This is a genomic window from Streptomyces sp. NPDC013317, from assembly GCF_055563155.1.
This window is the reverse complement of sequence record NZ_JBVHDX010000004.1, coordinates 365,650-385,292: the sequence shown is the minus strand read 5'-3', so window position 1 is coordinate 385,292 and position 19,643 is coordinate 365,650. Positions and strand designations below refer to the sequence as shown.

25 protein-coding genes are annotated in these 19,643 nt (G+C 69.0%); 12 read left to right on the top strand and 13 right to left on the bottom strand.

Going from position 1 to position 19,643, the window contains the following annotated elements:
• The first annotated feature begins 52 nt into the window (after positions 1–52).
• Positions 53–1,414: a YibE/F family protein gene (locus ACZ3IJ_RS14480; protein ID WP_467468052.1), complete on the top strand. Its 1,362-nt coding sequence runs from the start codon at positions 53–55 to the stop codon at positions 1,412–1,414.
• Between the two features lie 58 nt (positions 1,415–1,472).
• On the opposite strand, the gene ACZ3IJ_RS14475 is transcribed toward ACZ3IJ_RS14480, so the two are convergent.
• The 5 genes from ACZ3IJ_RS14475 to ACZ3IJ_RS14455 form a co-directional block, all read right to left on the bottom strand.
• A complete protein-coding gene (locus tag ACZ3IJ_RS14475) occupies positions 1,473–1,907 on the bottom strand; it encodes an SsgA family sporulation/cell division regulator (protein WP_467468051.1) in 435 nt (144 codons plus the stop codon).
• Positions 1,877–1,945, bottom strand: coding sequence for a hypothetical protein (locus tag ACZ3IJ_RS14470; protein WP_391800220.1), 69 nt, complete (start codon positions 1,943–1,945; stop codon positions 1,877–1,879). The genes ACZ3IJ_RS14475 and ACZ3IJ_RS14470 overlap by 31 nt, the downstream gene beginning before the upstream one ends.
• A gap of 100 nt (positions 1,946–2,045) precedes the next feature.
• Positions 2,046–2,816: an IclR family transcriptional regulator gene (locus ACZ3IJ_RS14465; protein ID WP_467468049.1), complete on the bottom strand. Its 771-nt coding sequence runs from the start codon at positions 2,814–2,816 to the stop codon at positions 2,046–2,048.
• 276 nt (positions 2,817–3,092) lie between these two features.
• Entirely contained in the window at positions 3,093–3,311 is a 219-nt protein-coding gene (locus ACZ3IJ_RS14460) for a DUF5326 family protein (RefSeq protein ID WP_352188573.1), read from the bottom strand.
• A 184-nt stretch (positions 3,312–3,495) separates the two neighbouring features.
• Positions 3,496–3,813 (bottom strand): cupin domain-containing protein, encoded by a 318-nt coding sequence (locus ACZ3IJ_RS14455; RefSeq protein WP_355110745.1) that lies wholly within the window; start codon positions 3,811–3,813, stop codon positions 3,496–3,498.
• A 51-nt stretch (positions 3,814–3,864) separates the two neighbouring features.
• On the opposite strand from ACZ3IJ_RS14455, the gene ACZ3IJ_RS14450 reads away from it, so the two are divergent.
• The 5 genes from ACZ3IJ_RS14450 (at position 3,865) to ACZ3IJ_RS14430 (ending at position 7,549) form a co-directional block, all read left to right on the top strand.
• Complete coding sequence (locus ACZ3IJ_RS14450; RefSeq protein ID WP_467468046.1) at positions 3,865–4,245, top strand: phage holin family protein; 381 nt, start codon at positions 3,865–3,867, stop codon at positions 4,243–4,245.
• Positions 4,246–4,254: 9 nt separating this feature from the next.
• On the top strand, positions 4,255–4,743 hold the full coding sequence (locus ACZ3IJ_RS14445) for a low molecular weight protein-tyrosine-phosphatase (RefSeq protein ID WP_467468044.1): 489 nt from the start codon (positions 4,255–4,257) through the stop codon (positions 4,741–4,743).
• Positions 4,740–5,912, top strand: a complete 1,173-nt coding sequence (locus tag ACZ3IJ_RS14440; RefSeq protein WP_467468042.1) for a cystathionine gamma-lyase — start codon at positions 4,740–4,742, stop codon at positions 5,910–5,912. Before ACZ3IJ_RS14445 ends, ACZ3IJ_RS14440 begins: the two co-directional genes overlap by 4 nt.
• Before the next feature lie 225 nt (positions 5,913–6,137).
• Positions 6,138–7,034, top strand: a complete 897-nt coding sequence (locus ACZ3IJ_RS14435) for a LysR family transcriptional regulator (RefSeq protein WP_391800028.1) — start codon at positions 6,138–6,140, stop codon at positions 7,032–7,034.
• 35 nt (positions 7,035–7,069) lie between these two features.
• Complete coding sequence (locus ACZ3IJ_RS14430; protein ID WP_467468041.1) at positions 7,070–7,549, top strand: NUDIX domain-containing protein; 480 nt, start codon at positions 7,070–7,072, stop codon at positions 7,547–7,549.
• Positions 7,550–7,594: 45 nt separating this feature from the next.
• Here ACZ3IJ_RS14430 and ACZ3IJ_RS14425 read toward each other — a convergent pair whose 3' ends face one another.
• Positions 7,595–8,902: a globin domain-containing protein gene (locus tag ACZ3IJ_RS14425; RefSeq protein ID WP_467468040.1), complete on the bottom strand. Its 1,308-nt coding sequence runs from the start codon at positions 8,900–8,902 to the stop codon at positions 7,595–7,597.
• Positions 8,903–8,919: 17 nt separating this feature from the next.
• The gene (locus ACZ3IJ_RS14420) at positions 8,920–9,573 is read right to left on the bottom strand and encodes an HAD family hydrolase (RefSeq protein WP_467468039.1); all 654 of its coding nucleotides are present in this window, start codon (positions 9,571–9,573) and stop codon (positions 8,920–8,922) included.
• Between the two features lie 77 nt (positions 9,574–9,650).
• On the opposite strand from ACZ3IJ_RS14420, the gene ACZ3IJ_RS14415 reads away from it, so the two are divergent.
• The 3 genes from ACZ3IJ_RS14415 to ACZ3IJ_RS14405 all read left to right on the top strand — a co-directional run bounded on the left by ACZ3IJ_RS14415 (position 9,651) and on the right by ACZ3IJ_RS14405 (position 11,577).
• Positions 9,651–10,178, top strand: a complete 528-nt coding sequence (locus ACZ3IJ_RS14415) for a DUF2269 domain-containing protein (protein WP_467468038.1) — start codon at positions 9,651–9,653, stop codon at positions 10,176–10,178.
• 5 nt (positions 10,179–10,183) lie between these two features.
• Entirely contained in the window at positions 10,184–11,047 is an 864-nt protein-coding gene (locus ACZ3IJ_RS14410) for a GNAT family N-acetyltransferase (protein WP_467468037.1), read from the top strand.
• 74 nt (positions 11,048–11,121) lie between these two features.
• On the top strand, positions 11,122–11,577 hold the full coding sequence (locus ACZ3IJ_RS14405) for a MarR family winged helix-turn-helix transcriptional regulator (protein WP_467468036.1): 456 nt from the start codon (positions 11,122–11,124) through the stop codon (positions 11,575–11,577).
• Positions 11,578–11,613: 36 nt separating this feature from the next.
• Here ACZ3IJ_RS14405 and ACZ3IJ_RS14400 read toward each other — a convergent pair whose 3' ends face one another.
• Complete coding sequence (locus tag ACZ3IJ_RS14400; protein ID WP_467468034.1) at positions 11,614–12,996, bottom strand: serine hydrolase domain-containing protein; 1,383 nt, start codon at positions 12,994–12,996, stop codon at positions 11,614–11,616.
• A gap of 277 nt (positions 12,997–13,273) precedes the next feature.
• On the opposite strand from ACZ3IJ_RS14400, the gene ACZ3IJ_RS14395 reads away from it, so the two are divergent.
• Positions 13,274–13,978 carry a DUF4232 domain-containing protein gene (locus ACZ3IJ_RS14395; protein ID WP_467468033.1) on the top strand — a complete coding sequence of 235 codons (705 nt, stop codon included), beginning with the start codon at positions 13,274–13,276 and terminating at the stop codon, positions 13,976–13,978.
• Between the two features lie 11 nt (positions 13,979–13,989).
• On the opposite strand, the gene dnaB is transcribed toward ACZ3IJ_RS14395, so the two are convergent.
• Entirely contained in the window at positions 13,990–15,474 is a 1,485-nt protein-coding gene (gene dnaB, locus ACZ3IJ_RS14390) for a replicative DNA helicase (protein WP_352188559.1), read from the bottom strand.
• Between the two features lie 425 nt (positions 15,475–15,899).
• Between dnaB and ACZ3IJ_RS14385 the strand changes: the two genes are divergently transcribed.
• A complete protein-coding gene (locus ACZ3IJ_RS14385) occupies positions 15,900–17,237 on the top strand; it encodes an MATE family efflux transporter (RefSeq protein WP_467468032.1) in 1,338 nt (445 codons plus the stop codon).
• 79 nt (positions 17,238–17,316) lie between these two features.
• Here the strand turns inward: ACZ3IJ_RS14385 and rplI are convergent, their stop codons facing one another.
• The 4 genes from rplI to rpsF form a co-directional block, all read right to left on the bottom strand.
• Entirely contained in the window at positions 17,317–17,763 is a 447-nt protein-coding gene (gene rplI / locus ACZ3IJ_RS14380) for a 50S ribosomal protein L9 (protein ID WP_158988579.1), read from the bottom strand.
• Positions 17,764–17,781: 18 nt separating this feature from the next.
• Positions 17,782–18,018: a 30S ribosomal protein S18 gene (rpsR, locus tag ACZ3IJ_RS14375; RefSeq protein ID WP_005315025.1), complete on the bottom strand. Its 237-nt coding sequence runs from the start codon at positions 18,016–18,018 to the stop codon at positions 17,782–17,784.
• 59 nt (positions 18,019–18,077) lie between these two features.
• On the bottom strand, positions 18,078–18,662 hold the full coding sequence (locus tag ACZ3IJ_RS14370) for a single-stranded DNA-binding protein (RefSeq protein ID WP_361435422.1): 585 nt from the start codon (positions 18,660–18,662) through the stop codon (positions 18,078–18,080).
• Between the two features lie 76 nt (positions 18,663–18,738).
• Complete coding sequence (gene rpsF / locus ACZ3IJ_RS14365; RefSeq protein WP_004950685.1) at positions 18,739–19,029, bottom strand: 30S ribosomal protein S6; 291 nt, start codon at positions 19,027–19,029, stop codon at positions 18,739–18,741.
• Positions 19,030–19,312: 283 nt separating this feature from the next.
• Between rpsF and ACZ3IJ_RS14360 the strand changes: the two genes are divergently transcribed.
• A complete protein-coding gene (locus ACZ3IJ_RS14360) occupies positions 19,313–19,612 on the top strand; it encodes a hypothetical protein (protein ID WP_467468031.1) in 300 nt (99 codons plus the stop codon).
• Positions 19,613–19,643: the final 31 nt, after the last annotated feature.

Below are 19,643 nucleotides of genomic sequence, written 5' to 3'. Positions count from 1 at the left end.
AACCCGGCCGTGCTGAACAGTGGGCCCCCGCCGTTCTTGCGATGATCGGTCGGTGACTTCCTCGCAGCAGACCCCGGAACCCGACGGCCACGACGGGCACGGTGACGTCGGTCACGGACCCGGCGACGCCGGTCACGGGCACGGCCACACCCACAGCCACGGACCGGCCGCACCCGTCTCCCGGCATCTGCGCAGAGTCATCGCCGCCGTCCTGATCCCGTTCGCCACGGCCGTCGTGGTCGGGCTCGTCGTCCTGTGGCCCGGCGGGGCCCCCGAGCACGAACGCACCGGCGTCGGCTTCGACCGGCAGACCTACCAGGGCCAGGTGACCACGGTCGAGCAGGTCGACTGCCAGGACGTGAACGCCGGTCAGGTGCCGCCGACCGAGGACCCCTCCGCGCCCCAGGGGCGTGAGGCGCTCAACGCGCAGCAGGGGCAGTGCGAGAGGGCGACGATCGAGGTCACGAGCGGTCCGGACAAGGGCCGTACCTTCACCGAGATCGTGCAGCCGGACGCGCCGCGTCAACTGGACGAGGGACAGGGCGTGGTGGTGGCGTACGCGCCCGACGCCCCGCGCGATCTGCAGTATTCGGTGACGGACGTGGACCGCAAGATTCCGCTGGCGGTCCTCGCCGGGATCTTCGCCCTCGCCGTGGTGCTCGTCGGACGGATGCGCGGCGTGATGGCTCTGATCGCGCTGGCGATCAGCTTCATGGTGCTGACCTTCTTCATCCTGCCGGCGATTCTGCAGGGGTCGAATCCCCTGGTGGTGGCGGTGGTCGGGTCGAGCGCGATCATGCTGATCGCTCTCTACATGTGCCACGGACTGTCGGCCCGCACATCGGTCGCGGTGCTGGGGACGCTGATCTCGCTGCTGCTGATCGGGCTGCTCGGCTCGTACTTCATCGACTGGGCGTCGCTGTCGGGGAACACCGACGACAACACCGGGCTGATCCACGGTCTCTACCCGGAGATCGACATGTCGGGCCTGCTCCTCGCGGGCATCATCATCGGTTCGCTCGGTGTGCTCGACGACGTGACGGTGACACAGACCTCGGCCGTGTGGGAGCTGCACCAGGCCGATCCCCGTATGGGGCCGCGCGCTCTGTACCGGGCCGGGATCCGGATCGGTCGCGACCACATCGCGTCCGTGGTGAACACCCTGGTGCTGGCGTACGCGGGTGCGGCCCTGCCCCTGCTGCTGCTCTTCTCCATCGCTCAGAGCAGCATGGGGACCGTGGCCAACAGCGAACTGGTCGCCGAGGAGATCGTCCGCACACTGGTCGGGTCGATCGGGCTGGTCGCCTCGGTGCCGCTCACCACGGCTCTCGCCGCCCTGGTGGTCTCGGCCGACCGGCCGGGCGGCACGGGGAAGCCCGTGGCGAAGGGTGGCCGCCGCCGTCGCGCCAAGTGAGTACGCCGGTTCAGCCGGGCGCCGGTTCAGACAGGCGCCGGTTCAGACAGGCGCCGGTTCAGCCGGCGTTCTCCTCCGCGAGGATCCGGCCGAGCGCCGCCTCCAGATTGTCCTCGAAGTCACCCAATGTCCGTTCCTGGCCCAGTGGAACGAGCCTGTCCGTACGGTCGAGGAACGCGACAAGGGGCGGAGCGCTGGCGCGGAACAGGGCGCGGTCGCTGCCGACCTGGAGCCGGATGGCGACGTCCGAGAGGGCCTCGGGTTCGGTGGGCGCGATGTGCACATCGCCGTCGCCGCTCGGTCCGTTGATGCCGTCGAGCAGCAGCTCCCGGCCGAACGCCCAGGTCACCGGGGCGTCTCCGGGGAGGTGGAACGTCATCCGCACCGCGTAGGGATCCCGGGTCTCGTATCGCAGCTCCACCGGAATCCTGAAGGAGAGCTCCTCGGATACGAGGAAGCTCATCAGGACCTCGGCCTGCACCGACTCTCGCATGATGTACCCCGCTGTAGATGAAGCACGTGTGTAAACACAGCAGCTGAAAGCTGTTAGCAAAACGGCCAGGAATGATCCCCCCTGGCCTGCTTGACGCAATCGTGCTGCACGCACTAGCAGATCACAAGGAGTGATTTTTCAGATACTGATAGAGAAAGCGAAGGAGCTGAAGAGCCCTCCGATTTCGTTCCGTAGTCGGTTGACTGCGGGGAGCAACCGTTCTTCCTGATGGAGGGGGAGGGAAATGGCCATCGTGGCCGCTGTGGAGCCCGCGGTGATGGGGATTGCGGCACAGACCGTGCCTAGTGCATATTCCTGACGCTCCACCAGGGGCTCCATTCGCCCCATACCGCCCAAACGATCCAAAAGGGCACGGCGGTTACGCACCGTGTACGGAGTGATGGAATCCACCGGATGGCGATCGAGGTGGTCTTGACGAGATTTCAGATCCAGTTGACTGAGCAGACACTGACCGATCGCATGGGCATGACCCGTCTCGCGGAAGTCGGCCCATTCGTCCACGGCAGGGGCGGACGGGGTGTCGGAGACGGCGACGAGCTCGATCTCACCCTCGCGGTAGATCGCGAAGTAGACGGGGACCCCGATTTCGTCCCGCCAGCGCGCGAGGGAGTCTTCGATCTTGGTGCGACGATTCTGCAGAACTCCGCCACCGGCCAGTCGACCTGCCGCGTCGCCGAAGACGAACACACCCTTCTCGCGGCGGAGATAGCCCTCATGCGTCAGGGTGCGGAGCAGGTGGTACGCGGTGGGCAGCGGAAGTCCTGCCTCACGCGCGAGTTGTTTGGCGGGGGCTCCGTCCTCGTGGGAGCCCACGGCCTCCAGTAGTCTCAGCGCCCGCTGCACCGAGCCGATCAGGGTAGGAGCGGCGGACTGCGTGGCCGTGGCCAAAGGTCACCCCCAGGCGTGACGACGGGTGCCGTACACCCGCCCGCGGGGGCCGCCCCCGCGCCCGCCGCGGCCTGGGAACCGGTGGGGTCCATGGCGGACCCGCCCGGGACGGGTGGGCCACCGCAGAACGATGCGGAGGTCTACGCCGGCTTTCCCCGGGGCGGCAGAGATCTGCACTCTAATGGCAGCTCTCAGGCCCGAGCCTGGATTCTCGGGCCGCTTCCCTCGCCCGGGCTAACACACCCGCGGCCTGCGTTTACCGCTCGGTAGCGTGTTCTACCAGTCCTCGCGCGACGACGACGAGGACATGAACTTCCGTACGACGTAGATCAGTCCGCCGACGAGAGCGACGAAGATCAGCGCCTTGAAGAGCAGGCCGATCACGACCGTCGCGATGCTGGTGATCAGGCCGCCGAAGACGAACAGGGCGATGACCGGTATGGCGACCCACTTCACCCACCAGGGCATCCCCGCGAGAATCTCTCGTACCGCCATCGCGCTTCCCTCATCTCCGAAGAATCCGTCCCGCGCACTCTGCGCCGGACACTCTCGATGCTAGGCGTGACACCTGTGCCCGCGGGGGCCTCGGAGCCCTTGCTCTCCCCTGATCCGCCCCCTAGGGGAGTCCGGCCCTCGGCGGCGGCGACCCGGGCCTTCCCCGGCCGGGCTCTCCGGCGACTCAGCTCTCCGGCGGCGAGAACACCACCATGACCCGCAGGTCCTCGGTGATGTGGTGGAACTTGTGGGCGACACCCGCCGGCACATAGACCACGCTGCCCCGCGCCACCTGCGTCGTCTCCATACCGACCGTGATGGCGGCCCGCCCGCTCACGACGAAGTACACCTCGTCCTGACCGTGCGGCTGCTGAGGGTCAAGCGAGCCCGCGTCGAGGGCGTACAGGCCGACGGACATGTTCCGCTCCCGCAGGAACTGGAGGTACGCACCGTCGTTGGCGGCGCGCTCCGCCTCCAGTTCGTCCAGTCGGAATGCTTTCATCGGTCGTCTGCCCCTGCCGTTGGCCCGATCATGTCTGCCACGATCAGACACATGATGAATTTCGTAGTCAAGACACTCGCGAACGCGGGTGCCCTGGGCGTGGCCGTCTGGCTGCTGTCGCCCGACATCGAGCTGACCGGCGACAGCACCGCCGACAAGGCCTGGACGCTCATACTCGTCGCCCTGGTTTTCGGCCTGGTGAACTTCCTGGTGAAGCCGGTCGTCAAGCTGATCTCGCTTCCCCTGTTCATCCTCACCCTCGGGCTGATCACCCTGGTGATCAACGCCCTGATGCTCCTGCTCACCTCCTGGCTGGCCGACACCGTCGGGCTGGACTTCCACGTCGACGGCTTCTGGACCGCAATCCTCGGCGGTCTGATCATCTCGATCGTCTCCTGGGCGCTCAACGTCGTCCTCCCCGACGGGGACTGAGTGCGGACGATGACGTACCGCGTCTGCTTCGTCTGTACCGGCAACATCTGCCGTTCGCCGATGGCCGAGTCCGTCTTCCGCGCCCGCGTGGAGGAGGCCGGTCTGGCGGGCGCGGTCGAGGTGGACAGCGCGGGCACCGGCGGCTGGCACGAGGGTGACGCCGCCGACCCGCGCACGGTCGCCGTCCTCGAGGAGCACGGCTACGCCTCCGGCCACACCGCCCGCCAGTTCCGCGCCTCGTGGTTCCCGGCCCTCGATCTGGTGATCGCCCTCGACGAGGGACATCTACGGGACCTGCGCGCGCTCGCGCCGACCCCGGAGGACGCGGCGAAGGTACGGCTGCTGCGCTCGTACGACCCGGCCGGCGGCGGCCTCGACGTGCCCGACCCGTACTACGGGGGGTCGGAAGGCTTCGAGGAGTGTCTTGAGATGGTGGAGGCGGCGAGCGAGGGACTGCTGGCCGCGGTGAGCGAGAGTGTGGAGGGTCGGGCGGCATGAGCACGGACACGGGCGGGGGCACCGAAGGCCTCGGTGCCGTCGGTGACGGGACACGGGCGGTGCGGGCGGGACTCCCCGAACCGGTGAAGCACGAACCGACCCTGCCAGGGCCGGTCTTCGCCGCCCACTTCCATCTGCCGGGCGACCCCACCGGCCCCTACACGTACGGCCGGGACGAGAACCCCACCTGGACGCACCTGGAACGCGCCATCGGGGAGCTGGAGGCGCCGGGGGAGCCGGGCGTCGAGACGCTCGTCTTCGCCTCGGGCATGGCCGCCATCTCCGCCGTCCTCTTCTCCCAGCTGAGGGCGGGCGACGTGGTCGTCCTGCCGGACGACGGCTACCAGGCGCTGCCCCTGGTGCACGAACAGCTCAGGGCGTACGGGATCGAGGTCCGCACCGCGCCCACCGGCGGCGACGCCCAGCTGTCCGTACTGGAGGGTGCGCGGCTGCTGTGGATCGAGACGCCCTCCAACCCCGGGCTCGACGTCTGCGACATCCGCCGTCTGGCGCGGGCCGCCCACGAAGCCGGGGCGCTGGTCGCCGTCGACAACACCCTGGCCACTCCCCTCGGCCAGCGGCCCCTGGAGCTCGGCGCGGACTTCTCCGTCGCCAGCGACACCAAGGGCATGACCGGCCACGGCGACGTCCTCCTCGGCCACGTCAGCTGCCTCGACCCGGGGCTCGCGGCGGACGTCCGGCGCTGGCGCAAGATCGTCGGGGCCATCCCCGGCCCGATGGAGGCGTGGCTCGCCCATCGTTCCCTGGCCACGCTCCAGCTCCGCATCGACCGGCAGTGCGCCTCGGCGCTCGCTCTCGCGGAGGCGCTGAGCAAGCGGGGAGAGGTGACCGGGCTGCGTTATCCCGGGCTGCCGGGCGACCCGTCCCATGCGGTCGCGGCGACGCAGATGAGGCGCTTCGGGCCCGTGGTCTCCTTCGTCCTGGCCGACCGGGAGCGTGCGGAGCGGTTCCTCGGCGCACTGCGGCTCGTCGACGACGCGACCAGCTTCGGCGGCGTGCGCTCGACGGCCGAGCGGCGCGGTCGGTGGGGCGGCGACGCCGTGCCCGAGGGTTTCATCCGCTTCTCCGTCGGAGCGGAGGACCCGGAAGACCTGGTCGCCGACGTCCTGCACGCCCTCGACGTGGCGGAAGCGGCCACGGCCGGCTGAGTGCGCCCCGCACAGAACCGGGGCGCTCCGAGCCTCCCCCCTCATGGCTCGGAACGCCCCTGGTTCCACGCGCGGAGAACCGCCTGCACAAGGCTAGTTGACTCTGCGTCAGTGTCCAATCACGGTAGCGACAGAGACCTATCGACTTATTTATAGTTGGACGGTCCTGAGGCGTAGTCAGCCGACCGCCTGAGTCGAGGCCGCCACGGCCGGGAGGGGGCGGACATGGATCTCGCCCTACTGCGCACCTTCGTCGCGGTGCACCGGGCCGGTTCCTTCACCCGTGCCGCGGCCCTTCTCGGTCTCTCCCAGCCCGCGGTGACCAGCCAGATCCGCACCCTGGAACGTCAGCTGGGCCGGCCGCTCTTCCTCAGACAGGCTCGTGGGGTCACTCCCACCACCATCGGCGACGAGCTCGCCCACCGCGCCGCCCCGCACCTTGACGCCCTCGTGGAGATCGCCGAGACCGGCCTGGACGAGGAGAACGGCGTCCGCACCCTCCATCTCGCCGGGCCCCCCGAGTTCACCTCCGCGCGGGTGTTACCCGCCCTCACCCCGCTGGTCGCCCAGGGGCTCGCCGTGCGAGCCGGGTTCCCCGCCACGACCGAGGAGATCCTCGACGGGCTCGCCGCGGGCCACCACGATCTGGCCGTCGCCACCGCCCGCCCGCGCGGAGGGCTGTTCCACTCCACTCCGCTCTGCGACGAGGAACATGTGCTGGTCGCCGCCCCGCGCTGGGCCGCCCGGCTGGCGCCCGACCTGCTCCTGCGCAGGGGTGCCGTGGTCCTGGAGCAGCTGCCGGTGGTCGAGGTGCACGAGTCGCTGCCGTTCGTCGCCCGCTACTGGGCGGCGGTCTTCGAGACCAAGCCCGCCGCGACCGCCACCGTCGTGGCGCCCGACCTGCGGGCCGTGCTGGAATCCACGGCCTCAGGGGCGGGCCTTGCCGTCCTGCCCCGCTATCTGTGCGAGGAGGCCCTGGACCAGGGCCGCCTCGTGGCACTGCTCGATCCGCCCGTGCCGCCGCTGCGTACGTACTTCCTCGTCGTCCGCACCGGGACCCTCGCGCTGCCGCACATCGCGCGGGCTCACGAGTGGCTCCTGCGAGCCTCCGGCGACTGGTGAGTTTCAGGACACCTGTTGCGGGCCATTTTCTTCCCATGACCGAACGTCCTGTGGTCAAGCGCACCGCACGCGCCATCCTGCTCGATGGAAACGACCTGATCCTCATCAAGCGCACGAAGCCGGGGGTGGATCCCTACTGGGTGACGCCCGGCGGCGGGGTCGAGCCCTCGGACACCACCGTCGTCGAAGCCCTGCACCGCGAGGTGCACGAGGAGCTCGGCGCCAAGGTCACCGATGTGGTCCCCTGCTTCGTCGACACCGTCGAGCACATCGTCGACGGCGGAGTCTCGGGAGTGAAGGTCCAGCACTTCTTCGTCTGCCGGCTCGAGTCGATGGACCCGTCGCTGAGGCACGGGCCCGAGATCGAGGAGCCCTGCGGCGAGTACGAGATCGTCCGGGTGCCCTTCAGCCGGGTCGGCATCGCCGCCGTCCATCTCGTGCCCTTGTCCCTGCGTCACTACCTGGACGGCAACATCGAGGGCGTCCGCGCGATGCACGCCCCTGACCTGGGCTGACCGGGCCGAGGAGCGCGTTCCTGGGGCCCTGAGCGAGCCCCCGGGCTAGGACGCCAGCTCGGTCAGCAGGTCGTGGCGGATCCGCTCTGCGGGGATACCGGCCCCCCGCAGGGCGTCGACCCCACGCCGGATCATGCCGGGCGGGCCCGACAAATAGGCCTCGTACTCGGTCCACGGACCGTACTGGCGCACGGCGTCCGGCAGCTGTGCCTGATCCTCGGTGACCGGCCGCACGGACAGCCAGGGGTAGGTCTTCTGGAGCCGCATCATCGTGTCGATGTCATACAGGTCGTGTCCGCTGCGCGCGCCGTAGAACACCTCCACGGGGCGTCGGTCCCCGTGCTCCGCAACGTCCTCGACCAGCGCCTTGATGGGCGCGATCCCGGTGCCGCCGCCGAGGCACAGCAGCCCGTTGTCCGTGGAGTGGTCGACCGTCATCGACCCCGCGGGCGGGCCGAGACGCAGGACGTCGCCGGGGCGCGCGTGGTGCACCAGGGCGTTCGACACCCAGCCGGCCGGGACGGCCTTGACGTGCAGGGTGAGCAGCCCGTCGGGGCGGGGAGCCGAGGCGAAGGAGTAGTGCCGCCACACCCGCGGCCACCACGGCGTCTCCAGCGTCGTGTACTGGCCGGCGAGGAAGGTGTACGGCTGGTCGGGCCGTAGCGTGATCACCGCGATGTCCGGGGTCCGCAGATCGTGGGAGACGACCTCGGCCTGCCACCAGGCGGGCGCGTGCAGCTCGTTCTCGGCCGCCGCGTCGATCATGATCTGCGAGATCGTCGTGTACGTCCGCACCCAGGCGGCCTCGGTCTCCTCGTTCCAGGTCAGGGTGGCGTACCGGACCAGCGCACCGATCAGCGCCTCGCCGACGGCCGGGTAGTGCGTCGGCCGGGTTCCGTACTTGCGGTGGCCACGGCCCAGGTTCTGGAGGTAATCCGTGAGTACGGCCGCGTCGTCCATGTGCTCGGCCGCCGTCAGCAGCGCCTTGAGGAGGCGGTCGCGCTGGGCGTCCATCGCCGCGGGGAACATCGCGCGCGTCTCGGGGTGGCGGACGAAGAGCAAGGCGTAGAAGTACGAGGTCACCTTGTCGGCGACCGGAGCGATCTCGGCCAGGGTGCGGCGTATGAGGATCGCGTCGGGGGACGGGGTGTGGGGGGACGTTTCGTCGGGGGACGGTCTGTCCGGAGAAGGCGGTCTCTCCGGAGCCGGGCCCGGAGTTATCCGGGGCGGCTCTTCGCCGTCGTCGTGCACGGCCTCTTCCATCGTGTGCCTCGCCTCACGCATGCGGCTCTTGTCGCCGCAGCTTGACAGGTTCGACCCCCGGTTCGGACAGAAAGTGGAATTCTCGGGCATTAGCCTCGCGGTGCGGGCTAGGCTTCGCTCTTTCGGATCAGGTCGTAGGCCTCACGCAGATCGCCCCCGGCGTAGGCGTGACGCGACAGCCCGGCAAGGTGGTGATCGGCGTTCACCGCCACGGTGAGCGGCACGGCGGCGAAGAGCTCCGCGTCGGACATCGAGTCGCCATAGGCCACGCAGTCCTCCAGGCCCAAGCCGTACTCGGCGCAGAGTCGGCGCGCGATGCGCACCTTCGCGGCGGCGTTGAGGATGCCCGGACGGTGGATGGGCGCGGTGAACGGAACCGCCGGCCATCGGGAGCCATGGGTCGCGTCAGCCCCCCAGTCGAGGAGACGCTCCACGAAGAAGTCCGGCGAGAGCGAGATGACGGCGCAGCGCCCTCCCTGAGCATGGATGTCGGCCCAGACCTCACGAATGCCTGCCAGCCAGGGAGCCCCCTCGAAGGCGGCCGTGACCTGCTCCTGCGTCAGAGCGGACCAGAGGGCATGGGCCTGGACCGCGAACTCGTCGGGCGCCATCCCGTCCAGCAGAAACCTGCGCTCCAGAGCGGCGATCTCCTCGCTGACGCCGAGCTGCCGCGAGATCTCCACCGCGGCCGCCGAGCCCTTGATCAGGGTGCCGTCGAGATCGAAGAGGTGGAGCCTGCCCGCGCCCGGAGAAGTGGTCATGTACGCCGAGGCTAGTACGTGTGGTTACTCCTCCCGTCAGACGCGGAGTGAGGGCGCCGGGCGCCACGGTGTTTCACGTGAAACATCTCCAGCGCCCCGCTCGGCGGGCTCTCCTCGTCGTCCATGTCGCCGTCTCCGTGGCGTGGCTCGGGCTCAGTGTGGGACTGCTCACGCTCGGCATCGCGGCCTACACGACGGGCGACTCCTCCCTCACGGAGGCCTCGTATCGCGCGATGAAGGTCTTTGCGGACTGGCTGCTCGCTCCCGTCGCGGTGGTGACGCTGGTGACCGGGCTCGTGCTCTCGCTCGGGACTCCTTGGGGGCTGGCGCGCCATCGCTGGATCTGGATCAAGTTCTGGATCACCCTCGCCACCGCGGCCGCGACCGTGTTCGCCCTGCGCCCGCAGATCGAGCACGCGGCCGCTGCCGGGGTGCCCGATCCCAGCCTGGTGTCGGCGCCGACGGTGTCGACGACGGCCTATCTCTTCATGACCGCCATCTCGGTGCTGAAGCCCTGGGGCCTGACCCGCAGGGGCCGTCGCCGGCGGGCACGGACCAGTTCCCGTAAAGCGGTGGACGAACGATCACCGCGTCAGAGAGCCTGAGCCTCATGCCGACGTCGCTTGCCCCGCTCGACCAGCTCCCCATCCGTGTCCTCACCTCAGCAGACCTCACCGCCTGTGCCGACCTCTCGGAGGACCGTGGCTGGCCGCGCGAGGAGCACAAGTGGAACCTCCTGCTGACCGCGGGGACCGGCTACGGCATCGACGACCCCGACGGCAAGGGGCTGATCGCGTCGAGCGTCGTCACCTCGTACGGGCCCGAGCTCTCGGCGATCGGCATGGTGCTCGTCGCCGAGCGGTACGCCCGCCGGGGAGTGGGCATCCGCCTCATGCGACACCTGGTGGCGGAGGCCGGAGACACCCCACTCACGCTCCACGCCACCCCGAACGGCCAGCCGCTCTACGAGCAGCTGGGCTTCGCCCAGACGGGCCGTGCGGAGATGCTCCGCGGCCACTTCACCGCGACGGAGCCGATCCCGGAGATCGCGACCCGCGCCGCCACGGCCGAGGACCTCCCGGACGTGCTCCGGCTGGACACCGAGGTCTTCGGCCTGGACCGCACCCACATGATCACCCGGCTGCCGGCCTTCGCGGACCACCTTCGTGTCGCCGAGGAGAACGGCGAGATCACCGGCTTCGCAGCAGCCTGGCCCAATATGGACACCCATGTGGTCGGCCCGCTGATCGCTCGGAACACGGCCACCGCACAGGCCCTCGTCGTCGCCCTGGCCGCTGCCACCGACCGCCCCCTGCGCACGGACGTCGACGTACGACACGAGGCGCTGCTGACCTGGCTCAAGGCGTGCGGCCTCGCCCCGATCGCGTTCAACGCGGTCATGATGCGCTCCCGGCCCGACCTTCCGGGCGACTGGAGCCGTCGGTTCGCGCCCCTGAGTGTGGCGGCGGGATAACCAGTAATTGCACACGCGGGCTTTTGCGCGCATCGTCTACTCTGGGAGAAGCCGCTCCGGACCGAGGAGAGACCATGACCGCGACCGCCCCCGCACTCACCGCCCTCTCCCAGGGCTGGTGTGCCCTCTCGTTGCTGCACGGCAGGATCGAGTCGCACATCGAGCGCGCTCTGGAGTCGGAGCACGGGCTGAGCGTTCGCGAGTACTCCCTCCTCGATGTGCTCAGCCGCCAGCACAGCGGTCCCGGCGGGCATCTCCAGATGAAGCAGGTCGCCGACGCCGTCGTCCTCAGCCAGAGTGCCACCACACGGCTCGTGACCCGTCTGGAGGACCGGGGGCTGCTGACCCGCTATCTCTGCGCCACCGATCGACGCGGCATCTACACCGACGTCACCGAGGCAGGGATGGAACTCCTCACAGAGGCCCGGCCCACCAATGACCGAGCGCTCCGCGAAGCCCTCGACGAAGCGGCCAAGAACCCGGAGCTGGCGCCCCTGGTCCGCGTCGTCGAAGGCGCCCCCACGCCCTAGCCGCCCTCGGCGTCCTGTTTCACGTGAAACAGCCGCTCAGAGGCCGCGCCAGCCCGCCTCGTCCACTCCGCCCGGAACTGCGTCGCTCTGCTCGTACGGCTCCCGGGTGAAGACGAACGACCCCAGATCGAGATGGCTCACGGATCCGTCCGGACGACGGACCGGGCGGAGCGTCTCTCCCAGGTAGTAGCCGTTCAGGCCGATCCAGCCGCCCTCCGGCAGCGCCCGGAAGGACGCCCGCCGTCCGACACCGCTCAGCGGTTCGAGGGTCACACCCCGGTCCGCACCGAGGCGTAGCCCGAACGCGTACGTGCCCCAGTACCAGGGCCCGGCAAGCTCCAGCAGCTCCCGATCGACCTCGGCCTCGGGCATCGGCCTCCACGGCTCGGGAAACCGGGGCTCGGCCTCCGCCACGATCCGTACGAGATCGGCCGCCACGGACGCCATCAGCGGCCCGGACGTGGCATTGGCGAGAGTGACCGCCGCGACACCGTCCTCGATGCACACCCACAGACAGGCGACGAAGCCCGGCAGCGAACCCGTGTGACCGATCAGCGTCCGGCCGTCCTTGCGCAGCAGCTGGACACCGAGCCCGTAGCCGCCCTCCCAGTCACCGGCACCCGGCGCCGACGCCGGGGTGCGCATCTCCTCGACCGAGGCCGCGCCGAGCACCCGGTCGTCGCCCCGCGCGAGGAACACCGCGAAGCGGCAGAGGTCCTCGGCCGTCGACCAGAGCTGTCCGGCCGGCGCCATCAGTCCCAGATCCTCGGACGGTTCGGGCAGCATCACGTCGGCCCACGGGTGCACGGCCCAGCCGCCGGCGTGGGGAGCGACCGGCTGCACGCTCGTCCGAGTGAGCCCCAGCGGCTCCAGGATCTCGCCCCGAAGAGCCTCCTCCCAGGAGACCCCGCGCACCGTTTCGACCAGCGAACCGAGCAGCGTGTAGCCGGGGTTGGAGTAGTGGAAGTGACGCCCCACCGGGTGGAGCAGTGGCTCCTCACCGAGCACATCGGCCAGCTTGGGCCTGACCGCCGCGGGCGTCCGCTCCCACCAGGGAGCGGGGCTCTCCGCCGCGAGACCTCCTGTGTGGGCGAGGAGTTGGGCGATGGTCGTCTCGCCCACGCCTGTACCCGGAAGATGCTTCTCCAGAGGGTCGTTCAGATCCAGGATGCCCTCGTCACGCAGCCGCATCACCAGCACGGCGGTGAACACCTTGGTGAGCGAGCCGATCCGGTACTGCGTGTCTGCGTCCGGATCGTGCCCGTCGACGCAACTGCGCGCACCGGTCCACACCATCCCCCCGTCACGGGCCACAGCCCCGACGAAAGAGGGAGTACGACCCTCGGACTGGGCGACTGCGACACGGTGCAGCAGCGCCCGTTCGGTACTGGGAAGCAGAGCTTCGAGAGGTGAGGTCATGCACTGATCCAACGCTGTGACCGCGCGGGCGTCGACCACATTTCGCGTCGGATACCCGTGCGGCGGGGACGAGTTCGACTCCGGCGAAGCCTCGGACGCGTCCCACGGCAGCGTTCCAGGGCATGGCGTTTCAGCAGGTCAGAAACCGTCTCGGTATTCCAGCGTCCCTGATGCCGCAGGTCCGCTTGCCCGCGGTCCGCTGGAACGGATTCTCTGTTGCCGAGCCGGACTGAAGCACCGACCGGCCGCGATCACCACCACACTCCACGGGGAAGACATGAAGCTGACGCACGCCACCAAGACGCTCCTCGCCGGCCTCACGCTGGTCAGCGCTCTCGCTCTGACCGCCTGCAACGGCGACGCCGGCACCACGGACGCCAAGCCCGCGAACAACACGCCCGCCGGTTCCGCATCTTCTTCTCCTTCGGGCGGCGGCACCGGGGCCGCCCCCACCGACGCGTCCACGGACGCCGACGGAAGCGGCAAGGGCGATGGCAAGAGCAGCAGCGGCGCCGACGGAGGCACGTCGGGCTCGGGTTCCGGCGGGACGTCGGCAGGCATCTGCCGCAGCGACGAGCTGGAGGTCAGCGCCGTCGACAACACCACCGACAAGGTGGAGGGCATCGTCACCGTTCAGCTCAAGAACGGCGGTGGCCGTGACTGCACGATCCGCGGCTTCGCCGGCGTCGACCTGAAGACCGCGACGGGCGACACCCTGTCCGTGGCCCGCAGCGGCGACAAGCCCACCGCCGGCGTCCTCAAGGACGGCGAGTCCGCCGCCTTCAACATCACGTTCCCGCTCAACACGAGCGGCGGCTCGGGTGTCCGCATCTCCACGATCCTCGTGACCCCGCCGAACGAGACGAAGACCATCAGCCTGACGTGGCCCGCGGGCTCGCTCCCGGTCGACAACCCGGACTCCCCGAGCCGCCCCCTCCAGATCACCCCGGTCGGCAAGGTCAGCGACTCCCCCGCCGGCTGAGCGGGCCTCGGTCAGGTCTGCGCCATATCGACGAAGCGCGAGTAGTGACCCTGGAACGCCACCGTGATCGTCGCCGTCGGACCGTTTCGGTGCTTGCCCACGATGATGTCCGCCTCGCCCGCGCGCGGGGACTCCTTCTCGTAGGCGTCCTCTCGGTGGAGCAGGATGACCATGTCCGCGTCCTGCTCGATCGATCCCGATTCACGCAGGTCGGAGACCATCGGCTTCTTGTCGGTGCGCTGTTCGGGGCCACGGTTCAGCTGCGAGAGCGCGATCACCGGCAGTTCGAGCTCCTTCGCCAGGAGCTTGAGGTTTCGCGACATGTCCGAGACTTCCTGCTGACGGCTCTCGGACCGCTTGGCGCCGGACTGCATCAGCTGGAGGTAGTCGATGACCACGAGCTTGAGCCCCGCACGCTGCTTCAGCCGACGGCACTTGGCGCGGATCTCCATCATCGACAGGTTCGGGGAGTCGTCGATGTAGAGCGGAGCCTGGGAGACATCGGGCATCCGGCGGGCCAGCCGGGTCCAGTCCTCGTCGGTCATCGTGCCGGAGCGCATGTGGTGCAGCGCCACCCGGGCCTCCGCCGAGAGCAGGCGCATCGCGATCTCGTTGCGGCCCATTTCGAGGGAGAAGATGACGCTGGGCAGGTTGTGCTTGATGGAACAGGCCCGGGCGAAGTCCAGGGCGAGCGTCGACTTACCCATGGCGGGCCGGGCCGCGATGATGATCATCTGGCCGGGGTGCAGACCGTTGGTGAGCTGGTCGAGATCGGTGAAACCGGTCGGGACGCCGGTCATCTCGCCGCTGCGCGAGCCGATCGCCTCGATCTCGTCGAGGGCACCCTCCATGATGTCGCCGAGGGGCAGGTAGTCCTCGGTGGTGCGCTGCTCGGTGACCGCGTAGATCTCGGCCTGGGCCGAGTTCACGATCTCGTCGACGTCACCGTCGGCCGCGTAGCCCATCTGCGTGATCTTGGTGCCGGCCTCGACGAGACGGCGCAGTACGGCTCGCTCGTGGACGATCTCCGCGTAGTACGCCGCGTTGGCCGCGGTCGGCACCGACTGGACGAGCGTGTGCAGATAGGAGGCCCCACCGACACGGGTGATCTCGCCCCGCTTGGTGAGCTCCGCACCGACCGTGATCGGGTCGGCCGGCTCGCCCTTCGCGTACAGGTCGAGGATGGCCGCGTAGACCGTCTCGTGGGCGGGCTTGTAGAAGTCATGGCCCTTGATGATCTCCACGACGTCCGCGATGGCGTCCTTGGAGAGCAGCATGCCGCCGAGGACGGACTGCTCGGCGTCGAGATCCTGCGGGGGCACCCGCTCGAAGCCGGACAGACCGCTGTCCCACGGGCCGCTGTCGCTGCCGCGGTCGTGCTGGTCCTCGCGGCCCCTGCCGCGTCCACGGCTCTCGCCTCGGGGTCGTGCGACGGGAAGCCGGTCACTCGGTCCGCTGTCGGCCCAGGGGTCGTCCAAGGGCTCGGGAATGCTCACCAAGCCACCTCCTCCCGTCCGCTCCGCGGACCTCGCCGTGCCACTCTTTCTTACGCCACGGCTCGGACAAACAAGAGGCTTTGACTCCGCTTCTGGCGCGTCGTGCGCCGGACCACGGTAGGCCCGTCGGCACCGTCAGCCAATCTGGTTATCCACAGGGCCTGTGGGTGAACGACCAGATGCTGTGGAGAACCCGGCCGAACCTGTGCACGGACCGGGGGACAGCCATGTGGACAAACTCATAACCCAGCCCATGACACCCGCCTGACCTGCATCTTTTCGATCCACGGGCTGTGGGGGAGAAAAACTTTTCACTCCGGACCAAGATCAGAACAAACGGCGCACACCCGAAGCTCCACACCAAGACAATGTAAGGACTCCTAGCCCATTGCATCTCTTACCTGTGGAAGATTAGATTGAGACCCATGACCCAGGCTCCCCCGACCCCCAAGGCCGCCCGTCGGCAGCACGACCGAGAGATCATCTCGCTTGCCGTTCCGGCCTTCGGCGCGCTCGTCGCCGAGCCGCTCTTCCTCATGGTCGACAGCGCCATTGTCGGACACCTCGGCACTCCGCAGCTCGCCGGTCTCGCCATCGCGGCAGCCCTGCTCTCGACAGCCGTCAGCGTCTTCGTCTTCCTCGCCTACGCGACCACGGCCGCTGTCGCCCGCCGGGTGGGAGCCGGCGACCTCACGGCAGCCATCCGGCAGGGCATGGACGGCATCTGGCTGGCACTTCTGCTGGGAGCCGCGGTCGTCGCCGTCACCTTGCCCGCCGCCCCATGGCTGATCGACCTCTTCGGCGCCTCGGACACGGCCACTCCGTACGCGATCACCTATCTGCGCATCTCCAGCCTGGGCATCCCCGCCATGCTCGTGGTCCTGGCCGCCACCGGCGTCCTGCGCGGTCTCCAGGACACCCGTACACCGCTTTACGTGGCCATCGGAGGCTTCGCGGCCAACGGAGCTCTCAACGTGGCCCTCGTCTACGGCGCCGGCCTGGGCATCGCCGGTTCCGCCTGGGGCACCGTCATCGCGCAGTGCGCCATGGCCGCCGTCTACCTCGTCGTGGTGGTCCGTGGAGCGCGGCGCCACGGCGCCTCCCTCCGACCGGACGCGGCCGGTATACGTGCCAGCGCCCAGGCGGGCGCCCCGCTCCTCGTCCGTACGCTCTCCCTGCGCGCGGTCCTGTTGATCGCCACCGCTGTCGCGGCCCGCATGGGGGACGCCGAGGTCGCCGCCCACCAGATCATCCTGTCCCTGTGGAGCCTGATGGCCTTCGCGCTCGACGCGATCGCCATCGCCGGTCAGGCCATCATCGGCCGGTACCTCGGCGCCGACGACGCCGACGGCGCTCGGCAGGTCTGCCGCCGTATGGTCCAGTGGGGCGTGGTCTCCGGAGTCGTTCTGGGCGCCCTCCTCATCCTCGCCCGCCCGCTCTTCATCCCGCTCTTCACCGGCGACACCACGGTCCAGGACACCCTGCTCCCGGCTCTCCTGGTCGTCGCGGTCTCCCAGCCGATCGCCGGTGTGGTCTTCGTTCTCGACGGGGTCCTGATGGGCGCGGGCGACGGCCCCTATCTGGCCTGGGCCATGCTGCTCACGCTGGCCGTGTTCGCCCCGGTCGCGCTCCTGGTCCCGACACTCGGCGGTGGGCTCACCGCACTGTGGTGGGCGATGACGTTGATGATGACGGTCCGGATGCTGACCCTCTGGCTGCGTTCTCGCTCCGGACGCTGGATCGTCACCGGGGCCACGCGCTGATGTTTCACGTGAAACGGCGAAAACGGCGGAAGGGCCGCACCCCTGGGGGTGCGGCCCTTCCGTACTGCTGAGAGCAGCGTTACGCGGCGACGACCTCGACGCCGAGCTTCGCGGCAACCTCGGGGTGCAGACGCACGGACACCTGGTGCGAGCCCAGGGTCTTGATCGGCGAACCGAGCTCGACGCGACGCTTGTCGACGTCGGGGCCACCCGCGGACTTGATCGCCGTGGCGATGTCGGCCGGGGTCACGGAGCCGAAGAGGCGGCCGGCGTCGCCGGAGCGAACGGCCAGACGCACCTTCACGCCTTCGAGGCGGGCCTTGATCTCGTTGGCCTGCTCGATGGTCGCGATCTCGTGGATCTTGCGGGCGCGGCGGATCTGCGCCACGTCCTTCTCGCCACCCTTGGTCCAGCGGATCGCGAAACCACGCGGGACCAGGTAGTTGCGAGCGTAACCGTCCTTGACGTCGACGACATCGCCGGCGGCACCGAGGCCAGAGACCTCATGGGTCAGGATGATCTTCATTTTTCGGTCACCCTTCCCTTATCGCGCGGTGGACGTGTAGGGCAGCAGCGCCATCTCACGGCTGTTCTTCACGGCCGTGGCGACGTCACGCTGGTGCTGCGTGCAGTTGCCGGTCACGCGGCGGGCACGGATCTTGCCGCGGTCGGAAATGAACTTCCGCAGCATGTTCGTGTCCTTGTAGTCCACGTACGCGGTCTTGTCCTTGCAGAACGCGCAGACCTTCTTCTTAGGCTTGCGCACAGGCGGCTTCGCCATGGTGTTTCTCCTGTGTGATCAAGAAGTTTGGGTACGAGCTGCCCTTCGAGGGGAGTGCCCTAGAAGGGGGGCTCGTCCGAGTAGCCGCCGCCGCTGGAGTTTCCACCCCAGCTGCCTCCGCCGCCCTGCTGCTGGCCGCCACCGGCCGGCGCGCTGGTCGCCCACGGGTCGTCGGCGGGAGCACCGCCACCACCCTGCTGGCCACCGCCGGAGTTTCCACCCCAGCTGCCGCCGCCCTGCTGGCCGCCACCGCCGCCGTAGCCACCCTGGCCACCTCGACCGGTGGTCTTGGTGACCTTGGCCGTGGCGTTCTTGAGGCTGGGGCCGACTTCGTCGACGTCCAGCTCGTAGACCGTGCGCTTGACGCCCTCGCGGTCCTCGTACGACCGCTGCTTCAGTCGGCCCTGCACGACGACGCGCATGCCTCGCTGGAGCGACTCGGCGACGTTCTCCGCCGCCTGACGCCAGACCGAGCAGGTCAGGAACAGGCTCTCGCCGTCCTTCCACTCATTGGTCTGACGGTCGAAGGTGCGGGGGGTGGACGCGATACGGAACTTCGCGACCGCCGCACCGGACGGGGTGAAGCGCAGCTCGGGGTCGTCGACAAGATTGCCGACGACCGTGATGACGGTCTCGCCTGCCATTGGATGAACCTCTCGGCGGGATTGCTTCTGGCTGCTACTGCTGCTACTCGAACCCGATGACCTCTGAGCTAGACGCTCAGTGGGTCTCGGGGCGGAGGACCTTGGTCCGGAGGACCGACTCGTTCAGGTTCATCTGGCGGTCGAGCTCCTTGACGACCGCAGGCTCGGCCTGCAGGTCGATGACCGAGTAGATGCCCTCGGGCTTCTTCTTGATCTCGTAGGCGAGACGACGACGGCCCCAGGTGTCGACCTTCTCAACCTTTCCGTTGCCCTCACGGACGACGGAGAGGAAGTTCTCGATCAGCGGGGAGACAGCGCGCTCCTCGAGATCGGGGTCGAGGATGACCATCACCTCGTAGTGACGCATGTGGAACCCACCTCCTTTGGACTCAGCGGCCACGGTCGTTCCGTGGCAGGAGGGTCGTGATGCGTAAGCAACGGTATCGGCCACCACTGACAGAGCCCCTCGGCGAGCGAGGAGACCGTCGAGGTCCGAGACGGACCAGGGCAGACACCGGTGCAGACCGTACAGAGTACCCGCACATCCGCTTCCGGTTGAAATCCGGTGGTGGGGGGACGCAATCTGTACACAACGGATGTCGGCGGCGCTACGATGCGCCGCCGTCCCGCAGCCACGCAGGAGGTGCCCCATGGCACAGGCAATGCGACCCGACCCCGGACATTCCCTCCTCGCCACCGACGGCAGGCCCCACCCGCTCCAGGACACCCTGATGGCGGTGACGCTCTTCCTCGGCGTCCTCTCCTTCATCACCGCGCAGTTCCACAGCCTGCACGTACTGGCTTCCTGGGCCGGACTGATCGGCATCGTGACCGGCGCGTCCGGCCAGTTCATCTCCGTGACGACGAGGGAGCGCTTCGCCCTGATCGTCGGGCTCGGAGCCTCGGCGGTGGGCTTCTATCTCGGCATGTTCTACGGGGGCCTCGTCTGAGGCATCCGGGTCGGTCACCGGCCAAGGGACA